Annotated in this window: 26 protein-coding genes and 1 pseudogene; 14 read left to right on the top strand and 13 right to left on the bottom strand. The window is 49.8% G+C overall.

What is annotated here, in order from left to right:
• Nucleotides 1-6: 6 nt before the first annotated feature.
• From JL661_RS10260 to JL661_RS10220, 9 genes and pseudogenes are all read left to right on the top strand, one after another.
• Nucleotides 7-699, top strand: a complete 693-nt coding sequence (locus JL661_RS10260) for a Gp138 family membrane-puncturing spike protein (RefSeq protein WP_004237442.1) — start codon at nucleotides 7-9, stop codon at nucleotides 697-699.
• Nucleotides 696-1,040 carry a contractile injection system sheath initiator gene (locus JL661_RS10255; RefSeq protein ID WP_004237440.1) on the top strand — a complete coding sequence of 115 codons (345 nt, stop codon included), beginning with the start codon at nucleotides 696-698 and terminating at the stop codon, nucleotides 1,038-1,040. The genes JL661_RS10260 and JL661_RS10255 overlap by 4 nt, the downstream gene beginning before the upstream one ends.
• Nucleotides 1,033-2,220 (top strand): baseplate J/gp47 family protein, encoded by a 1,188-nt coding sequence (locus JL661_RS10250; protein WP_062771777.1) that lies wholly within the window; start codon nucleotides 1,033-1,035, stop codon nucleotides 2,218-2,220. Before JL661_RS10255 ends, JL661_RS10250 begins: the two co-directional genes overlap by 8 nt.
• Nucleotides 2,217-2,880, top strand: a pseudogene (locus JL661_RS18600) (DUF2612 domain-containing protein). The gene JL661_RS10250 and the pseudogene JL661_RS18600 overlap by 4 nt, the downstream one beginning before the upstream one ends.
• A 5-nt stretch (nucleotides 2,881-2,885) precedes the next feature.
• Nucleotides 2,886-4,232, top strand: coding sequence for a phage tail protein (locus JL661_RS18395; protein ID WP_225310085.1), 1,347 nt, complete (start codon nucleotides 2,886-2,888; stop codon nucleotides 4,230-4,232).
• Nucleotide 4,233: 1 nt separating this feature from the next.
• A complete protein-coding gene (locus JL661_RS10235) occupies nucleotides 4,234-4,860 on the top strand; it encodes a tail fiber assembly protein (protein WP_004237433.1) in 627 nt (208 codons plus the stop codon).
• Nucleotides 4,861-5,331: 471 nt separating this feature from the next.
• The gene (locus JL661_RS10230; protein WP_004237430.1) at nucleotides 5,332-5,601 is read left to right on the top strand and encodes a YidC/Oxa1 family membrane protein insertase; all 270 of its coding nucleotides are present in this window, start codon (nucleotides 5,332-5,334) and stop codon (nucleotides 5,599-5,601) included.
• Nucleotides 5,602-6,055: 454 nt separating this feature from the next.
• Nucleotides 6,056-6,313 carry a hypothetical protein gene (locus tag JL661_RS18390; protein ID WP_225310084.1) on the top strand — a complete coding sequence of 86 codons (258 nt, stop codon included), beginning with the start codon at nucleotides 6,056-6,058 and terminating at the stop codon, nucleotides 6,311-6,313.
• 15 nt (nucleotides 6,314-6,328) lie between these two features.
• Nucleotides 6,329-6,925, top strand: a complete 597-nt coding sequence (locus tag JL661_RS10220; RefSeq protein ID WP_150974905.1) for a DUF1287 domain-containing protein — start codon at nucleotides 6,329-6,331, stop codon at nucleotides 6,923-6,925.
• A gap of 29 nt (nucleotides 6,926-6,954) precedes the next feature.
• On the opposite strand, the gene osmB is transcribed toward JL661_RS10220, so the two are convergent.
• The 3 genes from osmB to JL661_RS10205 form a co-directional block, all read right to left on the bottom strand.
• Nucleotides 6,955-7,173 (bottom strand): osmotically-inducible lipoprotein OsmB, encoded by a 219-nt coding sequence (gene osmB, locus JL661_RS10215; protein ID WP_004237426.1) that lies wholly within the window; start codon nucleotides 7,171-7,173, stop codon nucleotides 6,955-6,957.
• 111 nt (nucleotides 7,174-7,284) lie between these two features.
• Nucleotides 7,285-7,512 (bottom strand): hypothetical protein, encoded by a 228-nt coding sequence (locus JL661_RS10210; protein ID WP_062771768.1) that lies wholly within the window; start codon nucleotides 7,510-7,512, stop codon nucleotides 7,285-7,287.
• A gap of 227 nt (nucleotides 7,513-7,739) precedes the next feature.
• On the bottom strand, nucleotides 7,740-8,639 hold the full coding sequence (locus JL661_RS10205; protein WP_004237424.1) for a helix-turn-helix domain-containing protein: 900 nt from the start codon (nucleotides 8,637-8,639) through the stop codon (nucleotides 7,740-7,742).
• A 212-nt stretch (nucleotides 8,640-8,851) separates the two neighbouring features.
• On the opposite strand from JL661_RS10205, the gene JL661_RS10200 reads away from it, so the two are divergent.
• Nucleotides 8,852-9,130: a DUF6694 family lipoprotein gene (locus tag JL661_RS10200; RefSeq protein WP_004237422.1), complete on the top strand. Its 279-nt coding sequence runs from the start codon at nucleotides 8,852-8,854 to the stop codon at nucleotides 9,128-9,130.
• 276 nt (nucleotides 9,131-9,406) lie between these two features.
• Here JL661_RS10200 and JL661_RS10195 read toward each other — a convergent pair whose 3' ends face one another.
• Together JL661_RS10195 and yddG are read right to left on the bottom strand one after the other, a co-directional pair.
• Nucleotides 9,407-10,531 carry a glycosyltransferase family 9 protein gene (locus JL661_RS10195; RefSeq protein ID WP_062771764.1) on the bottom strand — a complete coding sequence of 375 codons (1,125 nt, stop codon included), beginning with the start codon at nucleotides 10,529-10,531 and terminating at the stop codon, nucleotides 9,407-9,409.
• Nucleotides 10,532-10,612: 81 nt separating this feature from the next.
• Complete coding sequence (yddG, locus tag JL661_RS10190; RefSeq protein WP_036418352.1) at nucleotides 10,613-11,506, bottom strand: aromatic amino acid DMT transporter YddG; 894 nt, start codon at nucleotides 11,504-11,506, stop codon at nucleotides 10,613-10,615.
• A 128-nt stretch (nucleotides 11,507-11,634) separates the two neighbouring features.
• Here yddG and JL661_RS10185 point away from each other — a divergent pair, with 128 nt between their 5' ends.
• Nucleotides 11,635-12,171: a DUF924 family protein gene (locus tag JL661_RS10185; protein WP_032098766.1), complete on the top strand. Its 537-nt coding sequence runs from the start codon at nucleotides 11,635-11,637 to the stop codon at nucleotides 12,169-12,171.
• On the opposite strand, the gene JL661_RS10180 is transcribed toward JL661_RS10185, so the two are convergent.
• From JL661_RS10180 to JL661_RS10170, 3 genes are all read right to left on the bottom strand, one after another.
• Nucleotides 12,148-13,431, bottom strand: a complete 1,284-nt coding sequence (locus tag JL661_RS10180; protein ID WP_004237418.1) for a mechanosensitive ion channel family protein — start codon at nucleotides 13,429-13,431, stop codon at nucleotides 12,148-12,150. The genes JL661_RS10185 and JL661_RS10180 overlap by 24 nt on opposite strands.
• A 201-nt stretch (nucleotides 13,432-13,632) precedes the next feature.
• Entirely contained in the window at nucleotides 13,633-14,205 is a 573-nt protein-coding gene (locus JL661_RS10175) for an HdeD family acid-resistance protein (RefSeq protein ID WP_004237416.1), read from the bottom strand.
• A 143-nt stretch (nucleotides 14,206-14,348) separates the two neighbouring features.
• On the bottom strand, nucleotides 14,349-14,906 hold the full coding sequence (locus JL661_RS10170; protein WP_062771761.1) for a helix-turn-helix domain-containing protein: 558 nt from the start codon (nucleotides 14,904-14,906) through the stop codon (nucleotides 14,349-14,351).
• A gap of 106 nt (nucleotides 14,907-15,012) precedes the next feature.
• On the opposite strand from JL661_RS10170, the gene JL661_RS10165 reads away from it, so the two are divergent.
• Entirely contained in the window at nucleotides 15,013-15,675 is a 663-nt protein-coding gene (locus JL661_RS10165; RefSeq protein WP_004237414.1) for an AzlC family ABC transporter permease, read from the top strand.
• Nucleotides 15,675-16,001 carry an AzlD domain-containing protein gene (locus JL661_RS10160; RefSeq protein WP_004237413.1) on the top strand — a complete coding sequence of 109 codons (327 nt, stop codon included), beginning with the start codon at nucleotides 15,675-15,677 and terminating at the stop codon, nucleotides 15,999-16,001. The genes JL661_RS10165 and JL661_RS10160 overlap by 1 nt, the downstream gene beginning before the upstream one ends.
• 42 nt (nucleotides 16,002-16,043) lie before the next feature.
• Here JL661_RS10160 and JL661_RS10155 read toward each other — a convergent pair whose 3' ends face one another.
• The 4 genes from JL661_RS10155 to JL661_RS10140 all read right to left on the bottom strand — a co-directional run bounded on the left by JL661_RS10155 (nucleotide 16,044) and on the right by JL661_RS10140 (nucleotide 19,323).
• Nucleotides 16,044-16,616, bottom strand: coding sequence for a cysteine hydrolase family protein (locus JL661_RS10155; RefSeq protein ID WP_004237412.1), 573 nt, complete (start codon nucleotides 16,614-16,616; stop codon nucleotides 16,044-16,046).
• Between the two features lie 35 nt (nucleotides 16,617-16,651).
• Complete coding sequence (locus JL661_RS10150) at nucleotides 16,652-18,070, bottom strand: ATP-binding protein (RefSeq protein ID WP_036418342.1); 1,419 nt, start codon at nucleotides 18,068-18,070, stop codon at nucleotides 16,652-16,654.
• Entirely contained in the window at nucleotides 18,071-18,736 is a 666-nt protein-coding gene (locus JL661_RS10145) for a response regulator (protein WP_004239617.1), read from the bottom strand.
• Between the two features lie 128 nt (nucleotides 18,737-18,864).
• Nucleotides 18,865-19,323: a DUF6097 family protein gene (locus JL661_RS10140; RefSeq protein ID WP_004237409.1), complete on the bottom strand. Its 459-nt coding sequence runs from the start codon at nucleotides 19,321-19,323 to the stop codon at nucleotides 18,865-18,867.
• A gap of 191 nt (nucleotides 19,324-19,514) precedes the next feature.
• On the opposite strand from JL661_RS10140, the gene JL661_RS10135 reads away from it, so the two are divergent.
• The gene (locus JL661_RS10135; RefSeq protein ID WP_004239615.1) at nucleotides 19,515-20,321 is read left to right on the top strand and encodes an MBL fold metallo-hydrolase; all 807 of its coding nucleotides are present in this window, start codon (nucleotides 19,515-19,517) and stop codon (nucleotides 20,319-20,321) included.
• An 18-nt stretch (nucleotides 20,322-20,339) separates the two neighbouring features.
• Here JL661_RS10135 and JL661_RS10130 read toward each other — a convergent pair whose 3' ends face one another.
• On the bottom strand, nucleotides 20,340-20,888 hold the full coding sequence (locus JL661_RS10130; protein WP_062771758.1) for an NADPH-dependent FMN reductase: 549 nt from the start codon (nucleotides 20,886-20,888) through the stop codon (nucleotides 20,340-20,342).
• Nucleotides 20,889-21,015: the final 127 nt, after the last annotated feature.

Raw genomic sequence — 21,015 nt, 5'->3', positions numbered from 1 at the left:
AAAGCAATGAATAAACCTAACAGTGATATGGCCAGTGAAGGCAGTCTGGCCGGGCAGTTTGCGGCTGCGTTCCGCAGTCTGCTGATGAATATTGACGATATGCTGCCGGCCACGGTGGTCAGTTATGACGACACCAGTAACCGGGCCGTGGTGAAACCGCTGGTGATGATGGTGACGACCGCCGGAAAGAAAGTCGGGCGCGGTGCGCTGGCTAATATTCCGGTGTTTCGTTTCGGCGGCGGCGGTTTTTTTATCCGTATGCCGGTAAAACCGGGGGATTTCGGCTGGCTGAAAGCCAATGACCGGGATATCAGCCTGATTTTCCAGCGCGGCGGACTGGAAGACGAACCCAATACCGCACGTCTGCACACATTCAGTGATGCCATGTTTTTTCCCGATACACTCAAAGGCTGGGTAATCGACGGCAAAAATACGGATGCCCTGGTGGTGCAGTCTGCGGATGGTGCTGTGTGTTTATCGCTGCACGGGGATAAAGCCGTACTGGATACACCGTTGTTTGAGGTTAATGCACCGGAAACCATTTATACCGGGAATGTGACTATTAATGGTAATCACGCTGTGAATGGTGACAGTAATGCGGCGGGCGGCACCCTGAAACATAACGGCAAAGACATCGGTTCAACCCACAAACACAGCGGTATTCAGCGCGGACATGAGGATTCAGGAGAACCGCTATGATGACATTTGATGTCAGTGAAAATAATGATCTGTTCACCGGGGGAGACGGTAATCTCGCCATCGCCCGCGATGAACAGGCAGTAAAAAACAGCTGTGCTCAGTATATCAAAGCACTGCGCGGCGAAATGCTGCATAAGCAGGACAAGGGCATTCCGTATTGGAAAACCACGTTCGGACGGCAGGCGGATCTGCCGGTGTTTGAAACCGCATTCCGTGAACGGATAGGGGAGATCCCGCAGGTCACAGAAGTGATTTCATTCGCGGCCGTCCTGAAAGATAACAATCTGAGCTATACCGCTGTTTTACAAACTGAATACGGGAGTATCAGGTTAAATGGCTGAATATAACTATATTACCTCATCCGGCGTGATTATCCCGGATACTGCTGAGCAGCGCACAGCCGTTGAAAATGAGTTTAAGGCGGTGTTTGGTCAGGATCTGGATATTTCGCCGGAAACCCCGCAGGGGGTGCTGATCACGATGGAAACAGAGAATCGTGATGCCATTGTGCGTAATAATGCGGAACTGGCAAATCAGATAAACCCGGATCTTGCCGGAGGCGTGTTTCTGGATGCTATCTGGGCACTGATGGGAGGGGAGCGCCGGGATGCCACCCGCTCGATTCTGACGCAGGTACAGTTCGGCGGTGTGCCGGGCACTATCATTCCGAAAGGGGCACAGGCAGAAACACTGGCCGGTGACACGTTTTTCACCACAAAATCGCTGATTATCGGTAAAAACGGGACTGTCAGCGGCGATATGCGTGCAGTTGAAACCGGTCCCGTGGAGTGTCCGGCCGGGCAGATGATGACGGTGGCCAGTTCTGTTCTCGGATGGGAGACGGTGACTAACCCGACCGGTGCGGTTACCGGCCGGATTGCGGAGTCTGATTTACAGTCCCGCCGCCGCCGTAAACTGACACTGGCAAAAAATACGGTCAGTGTCGGTGAGGCCATGACCTCCGCTTTGTATGAGCTGGAGGGTGTCCGCTCTCTGGTATACCGGGAAAATTATACCAATACCCCGATGGCAGCGGACGGTATCACACTTGTACCGCACAGTGTGTATGTCTGCGTTGAAGGCGGGGAGAGCCAGGAAATTGCTGCCGCACTGCTGCGGACCAAAACCATCGGTGCCGCCTATAACGGCAGTGAGGAGGTTGAGGTGACGGAGCCGGTCAGCGGGCAGGTTTACACGGTAAAATTCGATCGCGCAAAAGAAGTGGTGCTGTTTTGTCGTGTGACGGTCAAAAAAACTTCTCTGGATGCACAAACCCTTATCCCGGCAGCGGTGGAAGCCTGGGCAAACGGGGATACCGAAGGGGATGGCGGGCTGGTGGCCGGGCGGGAAGTTTCACCGTTTGAGATTTCTGTCGGTATTAATGCCGCTGAGCCGCGGCTGTTTATCACCCGTATTGAATTATCCGCAGACGGCACACACTGGTCACCGGATATTTATCCGGTAAAACTGACAGAAGTTGCCAAAATTAACCGCAGTGCGGTTCAGGTGGTGTTTGTATGACAGACTCCATTCAGTCGTTTTCATTTCATTCAGATCTGCTGCGGGCACTGTTATGGCAGTACGAAGAGGCGGAAAACCTGAAAGCACTGGCCCGCCATAAATCGGACTGGTTTGAGCGGGCGACCGTCAGCTTTTGGCAGAACTGGTACAACGATGTGTTTAATATCGATACCGCCACTGATTTTGGCCTCGGTATCTGGGCACGGATCCTGGATGTGCCGCTCGGAGTGGATATTCCGCCGCATGATAAAAACAAAAATCGGTACCGGTTTCGGTAATAAAAAGGCCAATTTCAGGGCGAATTTCCGGCGTAACAGCGATTACACACTGTCACTGACACAGGAACAAAAACGGCTGATTATCCGTATGCGTTATTTCAATCTGACGCAAAGCCCGACGGTCAGCAATATTAATGAATTCCTCGAACGGTTTTTCGGCAATAAAGACAGCAGGGTATTTGTGCTCGATCCGCTGGATATGACCTATCTGTACTACGTGTTTAATTTTAATCCGGATGAACGCCTGCGCGTTCTGCTGGAGAACTTCGATCTTATGCCGCGCCCGTCCGGTGTCGGCGTCAAATACCGGATTGTGACCAAAAAAGCCTTTGGTCATGGTGAAAACCGGAAAAACTTCCTGAGCGGTAACTTCGGAGCATAAAACGTATGACTAAATTATTTAAAGTCCCCTTTGCAACACAAGGGGACCGCGCTGCTATTCCTGATGAAGTCCGGGCCGACGGCGCGGTTTCCTATACCCAGGGTTACGGGTATGACTACGAGCGGGACCAGGCCACTGATCCGGCCGCCAAAGATATCGAACGTGAGAAGATGAACAGCCTGTTTCACGATATCACAGAAGCAGTCGGCGAAATGCAGTCCTTCGGGGCTCCGGTCTGGCAGGAGGCCGGTAAACCGTATGCTGTCCGCAGTGTTGTGTACCACAAAAACAAAACCTGGCAGTCAAAAATTGAAAATAACACCACCGAACCGGTTGCCGGAACGGCATGGGCAGAACTGAAAGCAGATTTGACCGCCGGAGAGGTGGGCGCTTACAGCAAAGGTGAGTCTGATCAGAAATTCCAGCCTGCGGGTAATTATCTGCCGGAAGGTTACAGTTATTCCAAAGCGGAATCTGATACTAATTTCCAACCGAAAGGTAATTATGCCACTAAATCTGAATTGATTAACGGGTTGGCAGGTAAACAACCGGTTGGTGATTATGCAACTAAAACAGAGAGTAACGGAAAACTAGCTAAAGATAAAAATGGTGCGGATATACCGGATAAAAGCGAATTTATCAATAATCTCGGTTTGAGTGAAAAATTTCAGCCGAAGGGAAACTACCAACCGGCGGGGAATTATTATGTTTTTAGTGATATTACAACAATGCCGGAACGCGGTTTCAATGGGGTTTTTTCAGGCGGAGTGAGTGTTAAATATATCAAAGGGTTTTCAATATCATCAGGAAGCGGAGGGTCTGATACAGCGCAGCTATATATTGACCATAAAGCAGGGCTGACAGTTAGATATTTAAATAATAATGGGGCAGTAAATGAGGATAAGATTGTCGGTATTCCTATTGGCGCCACTATTGAATGGCAGTCAGCAGTAGCCATTCCTGACGGGTTTTTAATAAATGATGGTCGCGAGTTTAATGCATCTTTATACCCAATGCTTGCCAAAGTTTTTCCGGATCTGAAACTCCCTGATGACAGAGGACTTTTTAAACGCGCATTAGACAATGGGAGAGGATATGATTCCGGACGAAAACTCGGGAGTTTTCAAAATGATGCAATGCAAAATTTAACCGGGAATTTTGGTAACCCGACAATTGAAGGCGGTGATTTCTCAGAAGGAGTATTCCGGCATTCAGTAAATAAAGGCGGACGTGCTGCTGGTGCCAATGCAAACTCAATTTCGTACTCTTTTGATGCTTCCCGGCAAGTAAGGACAGCTCATGAATTCAGACCGGTAAATAAAGCGGTTATTTATATTACAAGGGTTATTTAAAATGGCAGAATACAATACAAAAATTCAGTACGCAAAATTTGACAAGAATGGCCTGGCAATCACTCCCGGATGGGCGGAGGTTTATTGTTGTCATCCCCTTACAAGAGAATATACCGGCAAAAGCCAGGATGAAGTTCCGTTAGGATTTAGTTTAAAAGCCGATGTTTATTTGGATAAACCAGTAATACCTGCTCCCGGATTTGCAGTTGTTCGCAGTGAAGATGGTAAACATTGGGTGCATACTGAAGATCACAGAGGTAAAACTGGTTATGACAAAATTACGAAAGAAAAAATTCAAATAAGTATGTTTGGTACTTTACCAGAAAATCTGACATTACGTGAACCACTGACACCTTTTGATAAATGGAATGGTGAGGAGTGGGTCACAGATGAGTCCGAAAAATTAAAACATGAAATCACCATAGCGAATAGTCGAAAACAATCCTTGCTGTCTGAAGCAGAACAGATGATTGTTATGCTTGAGAGAAAAATACGCCTGGGGATGGCAACTGCTGAAGATCAGGTTAAGCTGACAAAATGGGAAATTTTTAGTATAGAAGTCACTGATACTGATACATCAGCAGGTATCGCTACAACATGGCCTGTTTTTCCGGATTCGGTGGATTGATAATATCAGAAGCGGCGGTTTAATCTGCCGCTTCTTAATGAAAAGAGTAATTAAGTAGAATGATTAGACTTTTATGTGTCCTATACATGAGAGTAGCCTTATAACATTTTTTTAATTTTATATTTAATGCTGTTAGTTTTAATACCATGTAAGAATCCTATGGATAAAAGGAGGATCCGGCTTTTCTGAATACATTGAAATAAATGATAACTATTTTCGGAGCACTGATACTTTGAAAATGCATCTTTTCATTATTAAGTAAATACGGGATCATATCCATGAAGAGATTAGACGGTGAACCATGGCAATTTAATCACCTCATGCGTAACCAGTGAATCTGACTGCTGGTGAAAATATTCTGCCGGATAAAGAGACGGTAATATTTTTACCTGCCACAAGGTACGGGGACAATCACGGCGGTAAAACGCTATAATCGGTGTTCAGTATATTGCAGATAAGGGTAATGCTTTTATGACTGACAACGACGATATGCGGGCGTATTCAGAATTCGATTTTGAAGCTATTGCGCAGTGTAATCAAATCAGAGATATGCTGATGGCGGCGCTGGAAAGACGAAATAAAGAAATGCAGCGTCTGCGGATAAAAACACAGGAAATTCAGCGGGAATTTCCCGGTGATTTGAAAAAGCTTCAGGCGCATATGCGGGAAATGAAAGATTCCAATAATGAAGTCATGGCGCTGGTCAGAGAATATAATGTCTGGGCTGAACGGGCCGGATAAGCTGGTACTGGAATGAGCCGGGTAACCTGCTGATATGACAGCGCAGATGCTGCCCGGCATTTTATCCGGACATTCCGCTCCGGTGCCGGGGGTTTTTCTGCTGTTTACTGTAATGCCCCGTTTACGTATTACAGTGTATTTTTCTGCCTTCTTTCTGTTTTTTCTTCTTATTTTTTTTCTGTCACCAAAAGCGGTTGCGGCAGAAACAATGCACAGCAATATATCAGGACGGAATTCTCTTTTATCCGGTATTAAACTGCGGAATTTTTACCGTATGATTTATATGAGTAATACAGACGATCGAAAAGTACTGCTGCAGCAAACGCCGGATGAAATGATACTGCAATATGCAGAAAACCGGCAGGCATTGTTTAACAGCGCGATGGATAAAGATCCCTCTGGGTTGCTTTGTTTCAGCTTCATTTACCCTGCAGAGCCGGATAACGGAGCTGTCATGACATTTTTACCCGCAAAAGAAACAATGCCGGGTTTATCTCAGGCAGAAACTGACGCATTATATACCGGTATCTTTCTCCGGCTGCGCCATACCTATGGTGATTTGCTAGATGAAGAGGAAGCCGAAACCCTGGAAAAGGATGCCATACTGGCCTGTGAAATAAAATCAGCGCTGTATCAGAATATATTACAGCTCAGTCCGCGGGATGCTGCCGGTGTATTACGTTACATCTGGGGCAGGGACGGGATTTTCTGAGCGGTTACGGAGGAAATGATGCGTCATTATATTGCCGGAATATGTGCTGTTTTACTGTCTGTCGCCATAATACCCGCCGGTTACGGTGCGGGAACGCTGAATCAGGCGGCTCAGCAGCTTGACCGGCTGGTGTTGTATGATCCGTCCTATGAAAAAATCGCTTATCCCGGCGGGGATGTTTCACCCCGGAAAGGGGTATGTTCGGATGTGGTGATCCGCAGTTACCGGAAAATAGGTATCGATCTGCAAAAAGAGGTGCATGAAGATATCAAAACGGCGTTTTCTCTCTACCCGGGCCGTAAATTGTGGGGACAGACACGGCCGGATACAAATATTGATCACCGCAGAGTGCCCAATCTGATGGTTTTTTTCAGCCGGAAAGGAGAAACCAAACCGATCACACAAAACGCGGCGGATTATGTGGCTGGTGACATTGTGACCTGGCAGCTGGATAATGGTCGTCCGCATATCGGTATTGTGATCGGTAAAACTGCGCTGTTCAGCGGAAATCCGCTGGTCATGCATAATATCGGCGGCGGACAGGTCAGTGAGGATGTGCTGTTCAGCTGGAAAATCACCGGGCATTACCGGTATAAAGCAGGGAAAGAATGAAAGAGCCGGCGGTATGCCGGCTCCGGAAATTATTTTTTCACCTGGTGTCCGATAAGGCCGCCGATTGCCGCACCGCCGACGGTTCCGAGTGCGCTGCCGTCGGTCAGGATTGCACCACCAACAGCACCGACACCGGCTCCGATAGCAGTATTCCGGTCACGTTTCGACATATTTGAACAACCGGCTACAGCAATCAGCAGGACTGCGGATAAAGTCACTGTGCTTACTCTCTTAATATTCATTTTCATCTCATAAACTCCTGAACAATAGGCGTGTTACAACATAGACCTGTTCGGGAATCGTCTGTATCAGAATAATCGGGAAATACGTAACAATCCCGGTACATTACCTGATATCAGCTATACCGCTAATGGCTTAAACGACAGATGGCAATATAAAATACCGTAAGTGTAGTTGATGGCATTACTGAGATGTTCAATCCGGTCATTATGCGCCGTGACTTCGGCTTCATCCGCAATAGCGGCATCCGCGACAGAAACAGCAGCGAAAGGATGTGTCGGCAGCAGCGCTTCTTCCGCATCGCACTGAATGTGCGCCGTGGTGATATGTTCTGCATATGATGACATCGGTTACCTCCGCAAATCAGAAGATACTCCTTTTCATAGTAACCGGTTCCTGTGTAAAAAACAGAGGGTAAATAACAGTCAATTCCTGATTTTGTTATTTTAAGACAACTATCAGAATAATATACGGGCAGATAAGATAAACTACGATTGGAATATATGCAGGGAGTTATTGCACAGCAGGGATCAGAACAAAATGGCCGCAACAGCATAGTCCCGGCCGATAATGATCACCAGCCTGCTGCATCAGTCATAACAGGGATGTAATAATTAATCACCCGGACTGCCAGTTTCGGGTTTTCCGGGTTTAATTCAGTGATGTTTTCCTGAAATATGTACTCTTCCGTATCCGGATGCTCCGGATGGCGGATTATATTCAGTTCCGGCAGAATATTATTATAGATATCATAAGTAATATCCTGAAAATCAATATCTGAAAAATCACCGGTAAAAATAATTTTTAAGTAATGGGCATGTCCGGGCGTATAAACAATATCCTGCGGCATCGTATTTTTCAGGCAGTGTGCTTCGGCCAGGGTGGCATAATACATTGAGAAAGTGTCCCCGGCAGATTTACTGACACCGTGTATGGCATAAACCGCCTCCGGTAAAGCGGTCAGCCGCTGTAAAAAAGGCTGCCAGTAATATTTGCGCAGCTTTGGCAGGTTCATATTCCAGGTATCCGATGCCGCCTGATACACATTCGAAGTCCCGGTCAGTACTTTTTCCGGCAATGTCGTCATCTCAACCGAGGAGTGCAGTTTTCCGGCATAACGTTTCGGCAGTACAAAGCCTCCCGGCTGCCAGCCGCTTTTTTTACGGTATCCTGACGGGGTAATACCAAAATGTTGTTTGAAGGCACGGCAGAATGTCTGTTGTGAATCAAAGCGGTACTTCATGGATAAATGCATCAGGTTGAGCGGTAGCAGGCGCAGGGCGATGGCCGCACAGGATAAACGCCGTGCACGGACATAATTTGCCAGGGTATAGCCGGTCTGTTGTTTGAAAATACGCTGAAAATGCCATTTGGAATATCCGGCTTTCCCGGCAACGGCTTCTAATGAAAGATCAGACTCAAGATTATTTTCTATCCAGTTTAAAATTTCATCAACAACGCATTCGTTAAACATAGCTTTTCCGTGTATTTCTCAGACGGAGGTATTATATCGGCACCGGTATTGAAAAACAGCTGATTTACAATAACAAATAAATTTCCCGTTTTCACAGGGCGGGCAAACATGGTTATAACTGTATAAATAAACGGTTAATTCTGCCTGTAATAAACATGGTTTTATCTTTCCGGCAATGTAAAATACTGCAGATATTATTAACGAGGTGGAAAATGAAAAAATTACTGGCAGTTATCGCGCTCTCTTTTGCTCTTACCGCTTGTGGTGATGCAACACTGGATATGTCTTCTCAGCAGGCAGCACAGGAATCCATTGCAAAAATGGAAAAAGATCTGAGCCCGGAGCAATCCCGTGAGCTGAAAGGCGCTATTACTAAAATCAGCTTCCAGGTGGCTTTTGCCAGCGGTGGCGATGAAGAAAAAATGATGGCATTGCTGAAAGAAAAATTACAGGGTAAAACAGCAAAAGAAATTATTGAAATGGCAAAATAACCCTTTTCAGCCTGCCGGTTTATCTGCTGCCGGCAGGCTTAGTTTTACGGTTAACGGTTTCTGGCCGCATCGCGGTGGAATTTAATACGTTCCCGGCAGTTTCATCTTATCCCGCATGACAAGGCTTTTTGTCAGGGACTCAATTTCGTCCTCTTCTTCCTGTGTCATTTTCGGCTTCTGCATATTCTCTGACATAGATCCTCCTTTTTCTGTCAGTCTACTGTATTTTACGGCCGGGTGTGAGACCGTGCTTTTACTCAGGATTATTCCGCAGCGTTATTCCTCTGATACCGGCAATATTCCCCGCGCAGATAATGATTTAACGGTTGCTTCAATTACTGTATCCGCAGAAATTGAGGCCATTTCATGCTCTCCCTCTTCCAGCAGTAATTTTGAGGCAAACCCAGAAATAATTTCATGTAATTCATAGTCCTGATAAGGGCCGGTGAATTGCGGACAGGTGCTGACATGCATGCTGACACTGGGGACTTTTAACGCAAATGCCAGATGCATGGTTCCGGTGTCATTTGTGACCAGAAGATCAAGGTTATTTACGATTTGTGTTAATTCTTCGACGGTGGTTTTACCGATCAGAGGCTCAATCCGGTTGTGAAATTCCGGCTCAAGTAAACTGAGAAATTCATCGGACAGGCGAATTTCATTCGGCGAGCCGACCAGAACAATATTCAGGTCACGGTACCGGGTAAGCAGAGTGCGTGCGAGTGTGACAAAATTCTCAACCGGCCAGCGTCGTTCCTCACTGGAAGCGCCCATCTGAAAACCAACCCGTCTTACCGGTGACGGTACTTTTGTGACCTCACACGGTACCCGCATCTCAACACTTTTTTCGGTAAACCGGCAGCCGAGCGGAGTGATCAGATCAAGGCGGACCTGTACTGAATGGCGGTGTGCAAAGCGGGTCGAGTTTGTCAGCCAGCGCTCCATATACGGGTTTGTCGGATGATTACAGCGGAAAACAAACGGTGCCCCGGTCATGACTGCGCTCAGATAATCATACGGGTTATGTGAGTGCATAATCAGAACCAGATCCGGTGTTCCGTGCGCTTTTAAATCCCTGACCAGTTTCAGTACGGTATTGACTTTGCTGTTCCAGCACACCACATCGTCCCAGTCTTTACCGATACCGGTGAGGATATAAGGTGCCATTTTATTACCGGAAACAACGGTAATTCTGGCATCAGGAAAACGCTTTCTGACTTCATGAATTGCCGGGGTATTCATCAGAAAATCCCCGAGTGCCGTTGTCGAATAAATAACAATATTCCGGAAGTCGATAGTCTTCAGCTGTTTAAAGGCAGCGACGGAGTGCGAAAAATCACGGCGGCGCGTATAAATCTGTAAGAATAAATTAACCAGTTTATGTTTAAGTTTTTTGGACATCGTATTTCCTGAAAAGCAACCAATAATAGCATGGCGCTAATTTAGCATATTCCGCCGGAAATCCGCCGGTTCATTTTCATGTTATTTCCGGCGGGTGGCGAGCCAGCATAATAAGGAACCACCGGTAACCATCAGCACCCCCTGCCAGAATGCAAAGGAGAGAGCAGTGCTGAGTAATAATGCGGAAAACGCGGTGGAAAGTACCGGGGTAAAATAAGAGAGTGTACCTATCAGGGCAACATTACCGCGCAGTACCGCAATGGTCCAGAGTGCATTTGCGGCACAGGACAGTGCAGCGGCGGCAACCAGAAAACCAACGGTCGACACGGAAAATTCAGCGGGCAGTGTGATGCCGTCAAAGGCTGTCACCACCCACAGCATCAGGGCGGTGATGATAAAAAACAGGGTAATGCCGTTATTACCGTCCGCCAGCCTGCGTGATAAATTACTGTAGAAGGCCCAGATCACCGCACCGGCAAACGCCAGGCCGTAACTCAGCGGATTAAGTGCGACATTGGCGGCGACAGAACTGAGGGATAACCCGTTCTCTCCGCCAATCACCCGGCTGATACCGAGCACCGCCAGCACCAGACCGGCTATCAGCGGCAGGCGCAGACGCTGCCCGCCCATGAGTACAGCCAGTCCGACAGTCAGGGAAGGCCACAGGTAATTCACCATACCCAGTTCAATCGCCTGCTGACGGTTCTGAGAAAAACCGAGCGCCAGAATAAAGCAGATCTCATAACTGACGAACAACAGCGTGCCCCAGATAAGATAGCGGCGCGGCCAGCGGCGGATGGCCGGAAATCCGGTCACCAGCAGTAACATCACTGAGCCCAGGGTGTATATCAGCGCCGCACCGAAAGCAGGCCCGAAATCCTCACTGACCCGTTTGATTAATCCGACAATAGTACTCCAGAACAGAATGGCCAGAACGCCGTAAAATGTGGCGGTGTGTGCGGACAGTTTTCCCATGAATATCGGCCTGTGATAAATAATTGACAATATATGCGTTAAACTAATAATGATTTCCCAGCATACCGTGATATGACCGCCGGGCAAAGGGAGAGATCCTCATGGCCGGACTGATAAGGAGACTGACGATGGAAGCACAACAGATTCTGGATTTCTGGTTTAATGAAGCCACACCGGAACAATGGTTTAAGAAAGACACACAGTTTGATGACCTGATCCGCCGCCGTTTTCTTAAGGTATGGGAGCAGGCAGCTGCCGGAGAATGTTCCAGCTGGCGGGCACACATCGGCGGACGTCTGGCGGAGATCCTCGTGCTGGATCAGTTTTCCCGTAACCTCTGGCGCGGTGACGCGCGGTCATTTGCACAGGACCCGATGGCGCTGGTGCTGGCACAGGAAGCAGTGAAAACACCGGATTATCTGCAACTGCCCCCGGTTCAGCGCAAGTTTGTGCTGATGCCGTATATGCATTCAGAATCCGCACTGATCCATCAGCAGGCGGAACAGTTGTTTAAAGGGCTTGATGAGAGCACGGAGGATTTTGAGCGGCGGCACAAAGCGATCATTGACCGCTTCGGCCGCTACCCGCACCGCAATGAGATTCTGGGGCGGAACTCCACCCCGGAAGAGGCGGAGTTTCTGTTACAGCCCGGCTCGGCGTTCTGATTCACACTCACGGGCGAAATGCGCGGCAATACCGCGCATATCAAAGCCCGTTGGTGTCTGATGCACCCGCAGCCAGAATTGCGGCAGGATCGCAAACAGGTGATCAAAAATATCGGACTGGATTTGCTCATAGCTTATCCACGCCGTCACATTGGTGAAGGCGTAGATTTCCACCGGCAGCCCGTCCGGTGTCGGTGCCAGCTGGCGCACCATGGTCGTCATCTTCTTGTGAATATGCGGACTGGCTTTGATGTATGCCTCCGCATACGCACGGAATGTCCCGATATTGGTCAGCCGCCGCTGGTTGAGCAGGGTATCTCCGGGTTCCTGCGCATTGTATTCTGCGATTTCCTGTAATTTGGCATCGATATACCCGGCTATCAGGTTTGATTGCCGCAGCCGGCTGATCTCTTCATCAGTCAGAAAACGGATGCTGGTGGTATCCAGGTTCATGCTGCGTTTGATGCGCCGTCCGCCGGATGCCGTCATTCCCTGCCAGTTTTTGAAGGAATCGGAAATCAGGGCGTAAGTCGGGATGGTGGTGATGGTATTATCCCAGTTCTGCACTTTGACCGTGGTCAGCCCGATATCCGTCACGGCACCGTCCGCGCCGTATTTCGGCATCTCCAGCCAGTCCCCGACATTAAGCATATCATTGACCGATAACTGAATACCGGCTACCAGTCCCATGATCGGGTCTTTAAAGACCAGCATCAGCACGGCGGTCATGGCACCGAGTCCGCTCAGTAAAATCAGCGGGGATTTTCCTATCAGCAGCGAAATAATCAGGATACTGAAGAGCACCGCGATAATCAGTTTCAGGCTCTGCATCACGCCGCGCAGCGGAAGGCGGCTCAGAGACGGGGTATGGCGGGAGAGGTTCTGAAGAATGTCCATCACGGAAAACAGCAGCAGCATGCCGAACAACAGACACCATGCCTGTGCGCCGGTCGTGAGGATCTCCTGTGCGGCAGAGCCGCGTCCCAGCCAGATCAGCGCCTGGATATTAAATACTATCCCCTGAATCAGAAAGGCAAACCGGTTAAACAGCCGGGTGCGGGTAATTAACGCGCCCCACGGACGCTGAGCACCACCGGTGCGGCGTTCAATATACGGCAGAAGGCCTTTGTGCAGGGTAAGATGCAGAATAACAGCGATAGCCAGAATAAGGACAATAACCCCGGTAATGGCCGCCCATGAGGCGTAGTCATTACTGAGTTCAAATTGTTGTTGCAGCCATAACCGCAGTTGTTGCTCCATAAAAAATGTCTCCTGTGACGTGGTTTTTACAGACTCCTTAGTGAGCAGCAAAATGTTAAAAATGGGATCACATTGAATACTGTACCATTTTTCAGGCACGGGTACTGAAAGGGTATGTAAAGATACGGGAAAAGCGAAAAAAAAAAAAAAAAAAAGGGGGATGTGGCGCGGCAAATTATTTGTCCGCGCCACCGGATGCGGTTAATTATTCTTTTTCAGGGCAGAAGCGACGGCGATCAGACCAAAAGAGCTGAACAGCAGTTCAATACCGACCAGAGTCGCAATCAGGGTGACAGACACAATCGGGCCGTTACCGACCAGCAGGTAAGCGATAAACAGATCGAGCAGGCCGATGATAATGTTCAGCCAGCCGCGCGCCTGAGACATCTGACGCAGACCAGAACCCAGACGCAGGATCCCGCCGGCAATAAACAGAATGGCGAGCAGAATAGCGAGGCTGAGCATCCCGGTGAGCGGTTCGGTCAGGAACACATAACCCAGAAGGAGATAGGCGACCGCAACCAGAACGGAAAACAGCTTACTGCCGCCGCTGTAGAGCCGGCTGCTGAGTGTCACAAATAACATGGAGATCCCGTTTATCAGGAGAAGCCCCCCGATAATATAGCTGAGAGTCACACCGGATATCAGCGGGTTCATCAGACAGGCCACACCACCGGCCAGCAGGAGAATGGCGATGATCCACAGGTAGCCCCGTTGTTTCTTCAGGGCGTCGGCTGTCATATGAGTTAAATTCTGACGATTAAAATCAAGCATGGTTTTTCCTTAGTAAGCCCGTTACAGCGGCATCAGAGCATGCAGGGCAGCCTGATACCGGATGCGGAATATACCCGAAATGATAAACTTCACTTTACATTATTTGCGATAAGTAAGTATTTGTGAATACCAAATGCGTAAAATCAGTGCTCAATAATCATGACTGCCGTGGTATTGGGCTCCAGCGCCTTAAAAATATGCGGGACATCGCCGGGGTAGGAAATATAGTCGCCGGGCAAAAGTGTGGCGGGTTCATCAAGGGTACCGACGACGGCACTGCCGGTCATCAGCAGGATATGTTCGGTAACCTGTGCCATATGCGGCTCAGACACGCGGTCTTTGCCGGGCTGCGCGGTGATGGTGTACAGGTCACGGCGGTTAACCGCAGAAGCGGAAGAGAGCAGAAAAGCGTGGTAATACGCATTCTCAGCACTGACCTGAATACCTTCCCCGCGCCGCAAAACGGTTACCCGGCTTTTCGGGGTTTCAAACAGACTGGCAAACGGGATATTCAGTGCCACACAGAGCGACCACAGTGTTTCGATTCCCGGGTTTCCCTGTGCCGATTCCAGCTGTGACAGTGTGGATTTTGCAATACCGGCACTGCGCGCGACATCAGCGATGGAACGTCCCTGGCGCTGACGCTCTTCGGTCAGCCTGACAGCCATGATCTGCAGGGGCGGGGTGATAGGTGAATCCATAAAATACACTCTCTGCTGGTTAACGGAAATAACCCGGAATTAACACTTGCGTAATTTAAACCGTTCGACATAATGAACGTATCGTTCAATTTATAAGTCTATCGCAATGAAACTCGCTATTCCACTCGATAATGCCATGATCCGCAATATTTTGCTGGTTTGTGTGGCGGATTTAATTGTCGGCGTTTCCTACGGGGCGCTGGCGCATGCCAACGGTTTTCCGCTCTGGGTACCGCTGACACTGTCCCTGGTTGTGCTGGCAGGGGCGTCAGAGTTTCTGTTTATCGGCGTTGTGGCGGCCGGCGGCAGTCCGGTGTCTGCGGCGCTGGCCGGGTTGCTGGTGAATGCCCGTCATGTGCCGTTCAGCCTTGCGGTGCACGACCTTGCCGGTAAAGGCCCGAAAAAACTGTTGGGCTTCCATATTCTTAATGATGAGAGTGTGGTGTTCGGTCTGGCGGAAAAACAGAAGGACAAACAGAAAGCCGCATTCTGGCTGTGCGGGCTGGGAATTTTTCTGTGCTGGCCGCTGGGGACGATTATCGGTGAGTTTCTCGGTACCTTTATTGTGGATACCAAAGCGCTGGGGCTGGATGCCATGTTCCCGGCGATTATCCTGGCATTGTGTCTGCCTGCACTGCGTGAGGCGAAAACACGCCGCGCTGCTCTGCTGGGAGCGGTGATTGCCCTGGCGGCAACGCCATTTTTACCGCCGGGGATCCCGGTGCTGTTATCACTGCTGGGGCTGGTGGTCAGCCTGAGGAGAGCGTAATGCCGGATACATTATCCATTCTGACGGGGATCGCGCTGCTGGCGGTCGGTACGTATGCCATGCGGGCGTCCGGGGCGCTGCTCAGCGGGCGTTTCTCGGTGTCGTCACACGTTAAAAATCTGCTTTCCACGGGGGCGATTGTCATTCTGTTTGCTGTGGCGGTAACGATGACGATTTTCAGCGGACAGGAATTATCAGACTGGCCGAAAATGGCCGGAGTGGCGGTTGCGGGAATACTGACGTGGTATAAAAAGCCGTTTCTGGTGATTGTGCTGGCCGCTGCGATTGTGACCGCACTGCTGCGTTATCTGCTGTCGCTGTGGTAAACAGAGAGACCCGCGCAGCATCACTGCGCGGATGATAAAAGATTATTGTGCCAGCCAGGCGGCGGATGTGGTGATAGCAGCCATCGGGCGGAGCATCTCCAGACTTATCTGGTGCAGCTCCGCTGTCGGTGCGGCACACAAATCCTCCGCTACCGAGACATAAAACCCGCTGTCGTGGGCATAACGCGCGGTGCTCTGAATTGCCATCACCGTGCTGACACCGGCCAGAACAAGGTGTTCAATCCCGGCTTTACGCAGCCAGATCAGCAAATCATTTCCTGCAAAGGCACTAACGCCTTTCTTCACAAAACAGACATCCTCTTTCTGCACATCCGTACCGTCTGCCCAGTCACAACCGCTGCCGCTCAGTTTCAGGGCACCAATCTCTTTTGCCCGCTGAAACATCGGTGATCCGGCGGGGATATCATGCCAGTCATCCGCAAACCCGACCCGCACCCATACCACGGGAATATCCCGCTGCCGCGCCTGACGGGCGGTTTCCCGTGTGGCTGCAATCAGATTACGGGCGGCAGTCTGGTCATGGCAGGCGTTGGAAAGCCCGTGTTTGCCGGTAATGTCATTAATAAGGTCGATAATAATCAGTGCCTGTTTCATCTGTCCCTCCTGTTCTGACTTTTTTCAGCATAGCCTTATGTTTCAGAACTGTCATGGGAAGCAGCGGAAATTTCACGGTTTTTTGCCGGAATGTGGATCACAAACCCGATACCGCGCTGCTGCAATCCGTCGGTGACGGAGAGATAACCGCCGATTTTTTCCGCCAGATTCTGTGCAATGGCAAGGCCGAGACCGCTGCCGTTTTCACTGCAGCCCGGCACACGGAAAAAGCGAGAGAACAGGCGGTGGCGGTACTGCTCACTGATGCCGTTGCCGTTGTCGCGGATAATAATCTGCACTTCATCCGGATTGCCGGTGTCCAGCGAGACTTCGGCCTGGCTGTCCGGCGGGCAGTATTTCACCGCATTATTCAGAATATTGTTGATGATGGAGAACAGCGCCTGTTTATCGGTGACAACAATGCAGCTTTCCGGACCGTCGAAGGAAAACTCAATATTTTTGCGCAGGGCGTAGGGCACCAGCATGGCAATGGTGTGGCTCAGTGCCTGGGTCAGGTCGATCTCTTCCATTTTCAGCGGATAATCTTCCGTTTCCAGCCGGGCCAGATCAATCAGCTGCCGTGACAGTGATACCGCGCGATCCAGACTGATTTCCATATCCGCAGTGATTTCGTTGCGCTCCGCCGGGTCATCAATCTGTTTGAGCAGATGAATTTGTGCCAGTACGGCGGCAATCGGCGTACGCAGTTCATGAGCGGCATCCGCCATAAACTGTTTTTCCCGCAGATTGGCGGCATCCACCCGCTGCATCAGCTGGTTAATGGCATGCAGTACCGGACGCATTTCATTGTACTGATATTTCATGCTGATGGGTGTCAGGTTGCCGGGGTTACGGGTGGCGATACTGCGGGTGGTTTCACGCAGCGGGCGCAGACTGAGATAGGTGGTGATAATCGTGGATGAGAGCATGGTGCCGAGAATAAACAGCAGCGGGACGGCGGTGCCGGTTGCCGGGTCGCCGATCAGCATATGGCGGTCGGTGCCGGATTCCCCGATAACCGCAGTGCGCTGCATATCCGGGTCGGTATTATAAGCAAGATACCAGGTTTCGCCGTCCTCGGTGAAACGCTCGATTCCGTCTGGTTTCAGCGGAATATGAACATCCGGTTTATTACTGTACAGCACTTCGCCCGTTGTACTGTGCAGAATAGCGACCAGCGGATCATAATTTTCCTCTTCCAGGCCGCTTTTCATCGCATTGGCGTACATACTCTCCAGGGCACGGGCAATCTGCGGGAAGGTGGCGGAATCCGTGGGGGTTTCCCGCAGTGTGTCAGAGACACCACGGGCAATCACCATCTGCTGGGCATTAAAATCTTCACTTAAACCGGGCAGATAAGCGTATTTCAGCCAGGCTATCCAGACGCCCCACAGCAGGAGCATTGAGAAGGTCTGAAGGAGAACGGTATAAACAAAGAATGAGCGGATTCTCACTTATTCGCTGTCCTTTTTCAGCAGATAACCAATTCCGCGGACGGTAATCACTTTCTCTTTACCGATTTTGCGGCGCAGATTATGGATATGCACTTCCAGGGAATTACTTTCGATTTTATCGTCCAGCCCGAATAAACGCTGCTCCAGCTCATGCTTACGCACCACATTACCGGTATTGCGCATTAATTCATATAACAGCTGATACTCTTTGCCGGAGAGCAGTAATAACTCGTCATTCAGTGTCACCTGATGGTTCATCGGGTTAAGGGTGATATTATCCACTTTCCATAACTGTGAGGAAAAACCGGCAATACGGCGGGAAACTGCTTTAACGCGGGAAATTAATTCCGGCAGTTCAACCGGTTTGGAAATAAAATCATCCGCCCCTGAATCGAGGGAATTGACCAGATGATCACGCTGATTGCGGGCGGTCATAATAATAATCGGGATTTGCTCCCCGCTGTTGCGCCACTCCACCAGAGAGTCAAACCCGTCGCCGTCCGGTAACCCCAGATCCAGCAGCATCAGGTCAAAATGCTGTTCTGTCAGCCGCTTACGGGCATCGGCCAGTAAACGCAGCCAGCACACACGAAAACCGGCCAGTTCCAGTCCCCGGCACAGTGCTTTACCTAATTGTAAATCGTCTTCGACTAATAGAATTTGCACGTTTCCTCTCTTTCTGTAAAAGCGGGCTCTCTGTAAAAGCGGATTGCAGTATAGCATTGACGATTACTGTGACAACGCAGGCAAATTATTGTGGCAACGGGGCTTAATGTACCCTTAATCAATCCCGCTTAATGTGATATCCGGTTTATAAAATCATCAATCAGATGACCGGCATATTTTTCTGTCTGTTTTTGCAGGAAATAAAAATAAAAAATGGTGCCGAACAACACGGCGGCATAAATAAACACTGCCCAGATATAGGTCAGGCTGTAATCCAGCAGGGTCAGGGATAAATAGCTGATGTCGATATTCAGTGACAGGGCATCAATAATCTTCTGTGAAAACAGCAGCAGGGAGAAGAGTAATACCGGCAGGGCGAGTAACCCGGTCAGCATATTCACCTTTTTGCGGCGTTTTGCCAGGGCGGGATAATGTTCATCGTGCATATAGGCGGCGATATCGGTGAGCTGATCGTCCAGATCGTCACGGCAGGCTACCGGCGCATCCTGTTTTTCTATTTGCTGATGCAAAAGGCGTAAAAGCTGACTGTTATCGATGCTTTTTGCAAAAGCGGTAATAATTCCCATGCGGAACTCCTGAAAGTCTGTGTCGGCCGGCTATTATTTAACAATTTTACAGCCGGGTCATGCTGATTTATTAACATTACCTGAATTAAATCATAATCTGCACTCTGCGGTACAATACAGATACGTTATAGCGGAAAACACTGTGTTATATATAACGGCAGAATACATTTATCTTTCAGGGATTATCATCCATGTTACGCATCACCGCACTACTGGAAAATACGAATACTGACCCGAAACTGGATTCTCACCCTGGTCTCAGCCTGTTGCTGGACGACGGGGAAACCTCGCTGCTGTTTGATACGGGCGCGGATGATACCTATATCCGCAATGCACAGGCACTGGGGATTTCACTGGAAAATATTGATGCGGTGGTGTTGTCTCACGGTCATTATGACCATTTCGGCGGATTAACCCGTACGGAACGGCATAATCTGCCGTCGGCGCTGAAGGTGATTGCACACCCGCATATTTTCGAGCCGCGCCGCGCCGCATTGTGGCTGGGCAGTTACCCGCTGAAATTCAAGCGGTTATCTCCGTTATTTTGTGAAGAAACACTGCGCCGTGACTATCAGTTCGTGCTGACGGAAAAACCGTATTCTATCTCATCCCGCTTTCTGTTCGCCGGAGAAATCACGCAGCGGGCCGTGGTGCGCCGTTACGGGGTACTGCTCAGTAACGGTGAGGCAGATTATGTGCGTGACGACAGTTTTCTGATCTGGCGCGGGGAGGAGGGGATTGTGATTATCACCGGATGCAGCCATTCAGGCATTGAGTCAGTGATACAGCATGCGCGTGCCCTGACAGATAATGCACCGGTGCAGGCGGTGGTCGGCGGGCTGCATCTGCGCCGGGCAACACCGGCAGCACTGCGCCGCGCACAGGAGGCCGTGGATCCGCAAACCCGGGTGTACGGCTGTCACTGTACCGGTGCCAGAGGGCGCAATGCCCTGAATGCGGACGATTTTAATACCGGGCAGCAACTGACATTCCGCTGAGTCTGCCCGGCGGGCTTATCAGCCGTGCGCTTCCAGGAAACAGACATAGGCATCTGCCCATTTCTGCACAAACGCACCGGTTTTTTCACTGAATTTACCGTTTTCGCCGATCATGCCGTCATACCATTGCAGGTACATCTCCGGCTGATTGAGTGTCGGCATATTCAGGAATGCCAGCACATTGCGCAGATGCTGCTGTGCCATCGCGGTACCCATCGCCCCGGCAGAGGTACCGATTACAGCGGCCGGTTTGTTATCCCAGCTGTTTTGTCCCCACGGACGGGAGCCCTGATCCAGTGCGTTTTTCAGCACACCGGGAATAGAACGGTTATACTCCGGCGTAACAAAAATCACGCCGTCAGCCTGTGAAATCTGCTGTTTGAATGCCAGCACCTCAGCAGGCGGCTGTGCATCACAGTCCTGATTATAGAGCGGCAGTGAGCCGATACTGACAAATTCGCACTGAATGTGTGCAGGGAAAAGAGAGACCAGAGCATGCGCCAGCTGACGGTTGTAACTCTGCTCACGCAGTGAACCGACAACAACAGCAACGCGGTACTGTTTCATTGTAACCTCCTGAACCGGTGAAAACCCGGTGATGAACAAGCAATAAAACAAATGAAAACGTTACTATCATAGTGCGGAATCGCGGAACAGAGAGCAAAATTTAGTAAATTTCTATGACATCACAACA

The organism is Morganella morganii (assembly GCF_019243775.1).
Taxonomy (GTDB): Bacteria; Pseudomonadota; Gammaproteobacteria; order Enterobacterales; family Enterobacteriaceae; genus Morganella; species Morganella morganii.
This window is presented reverse-complemented; position numbering and strand designations above follow the sequence as displayed.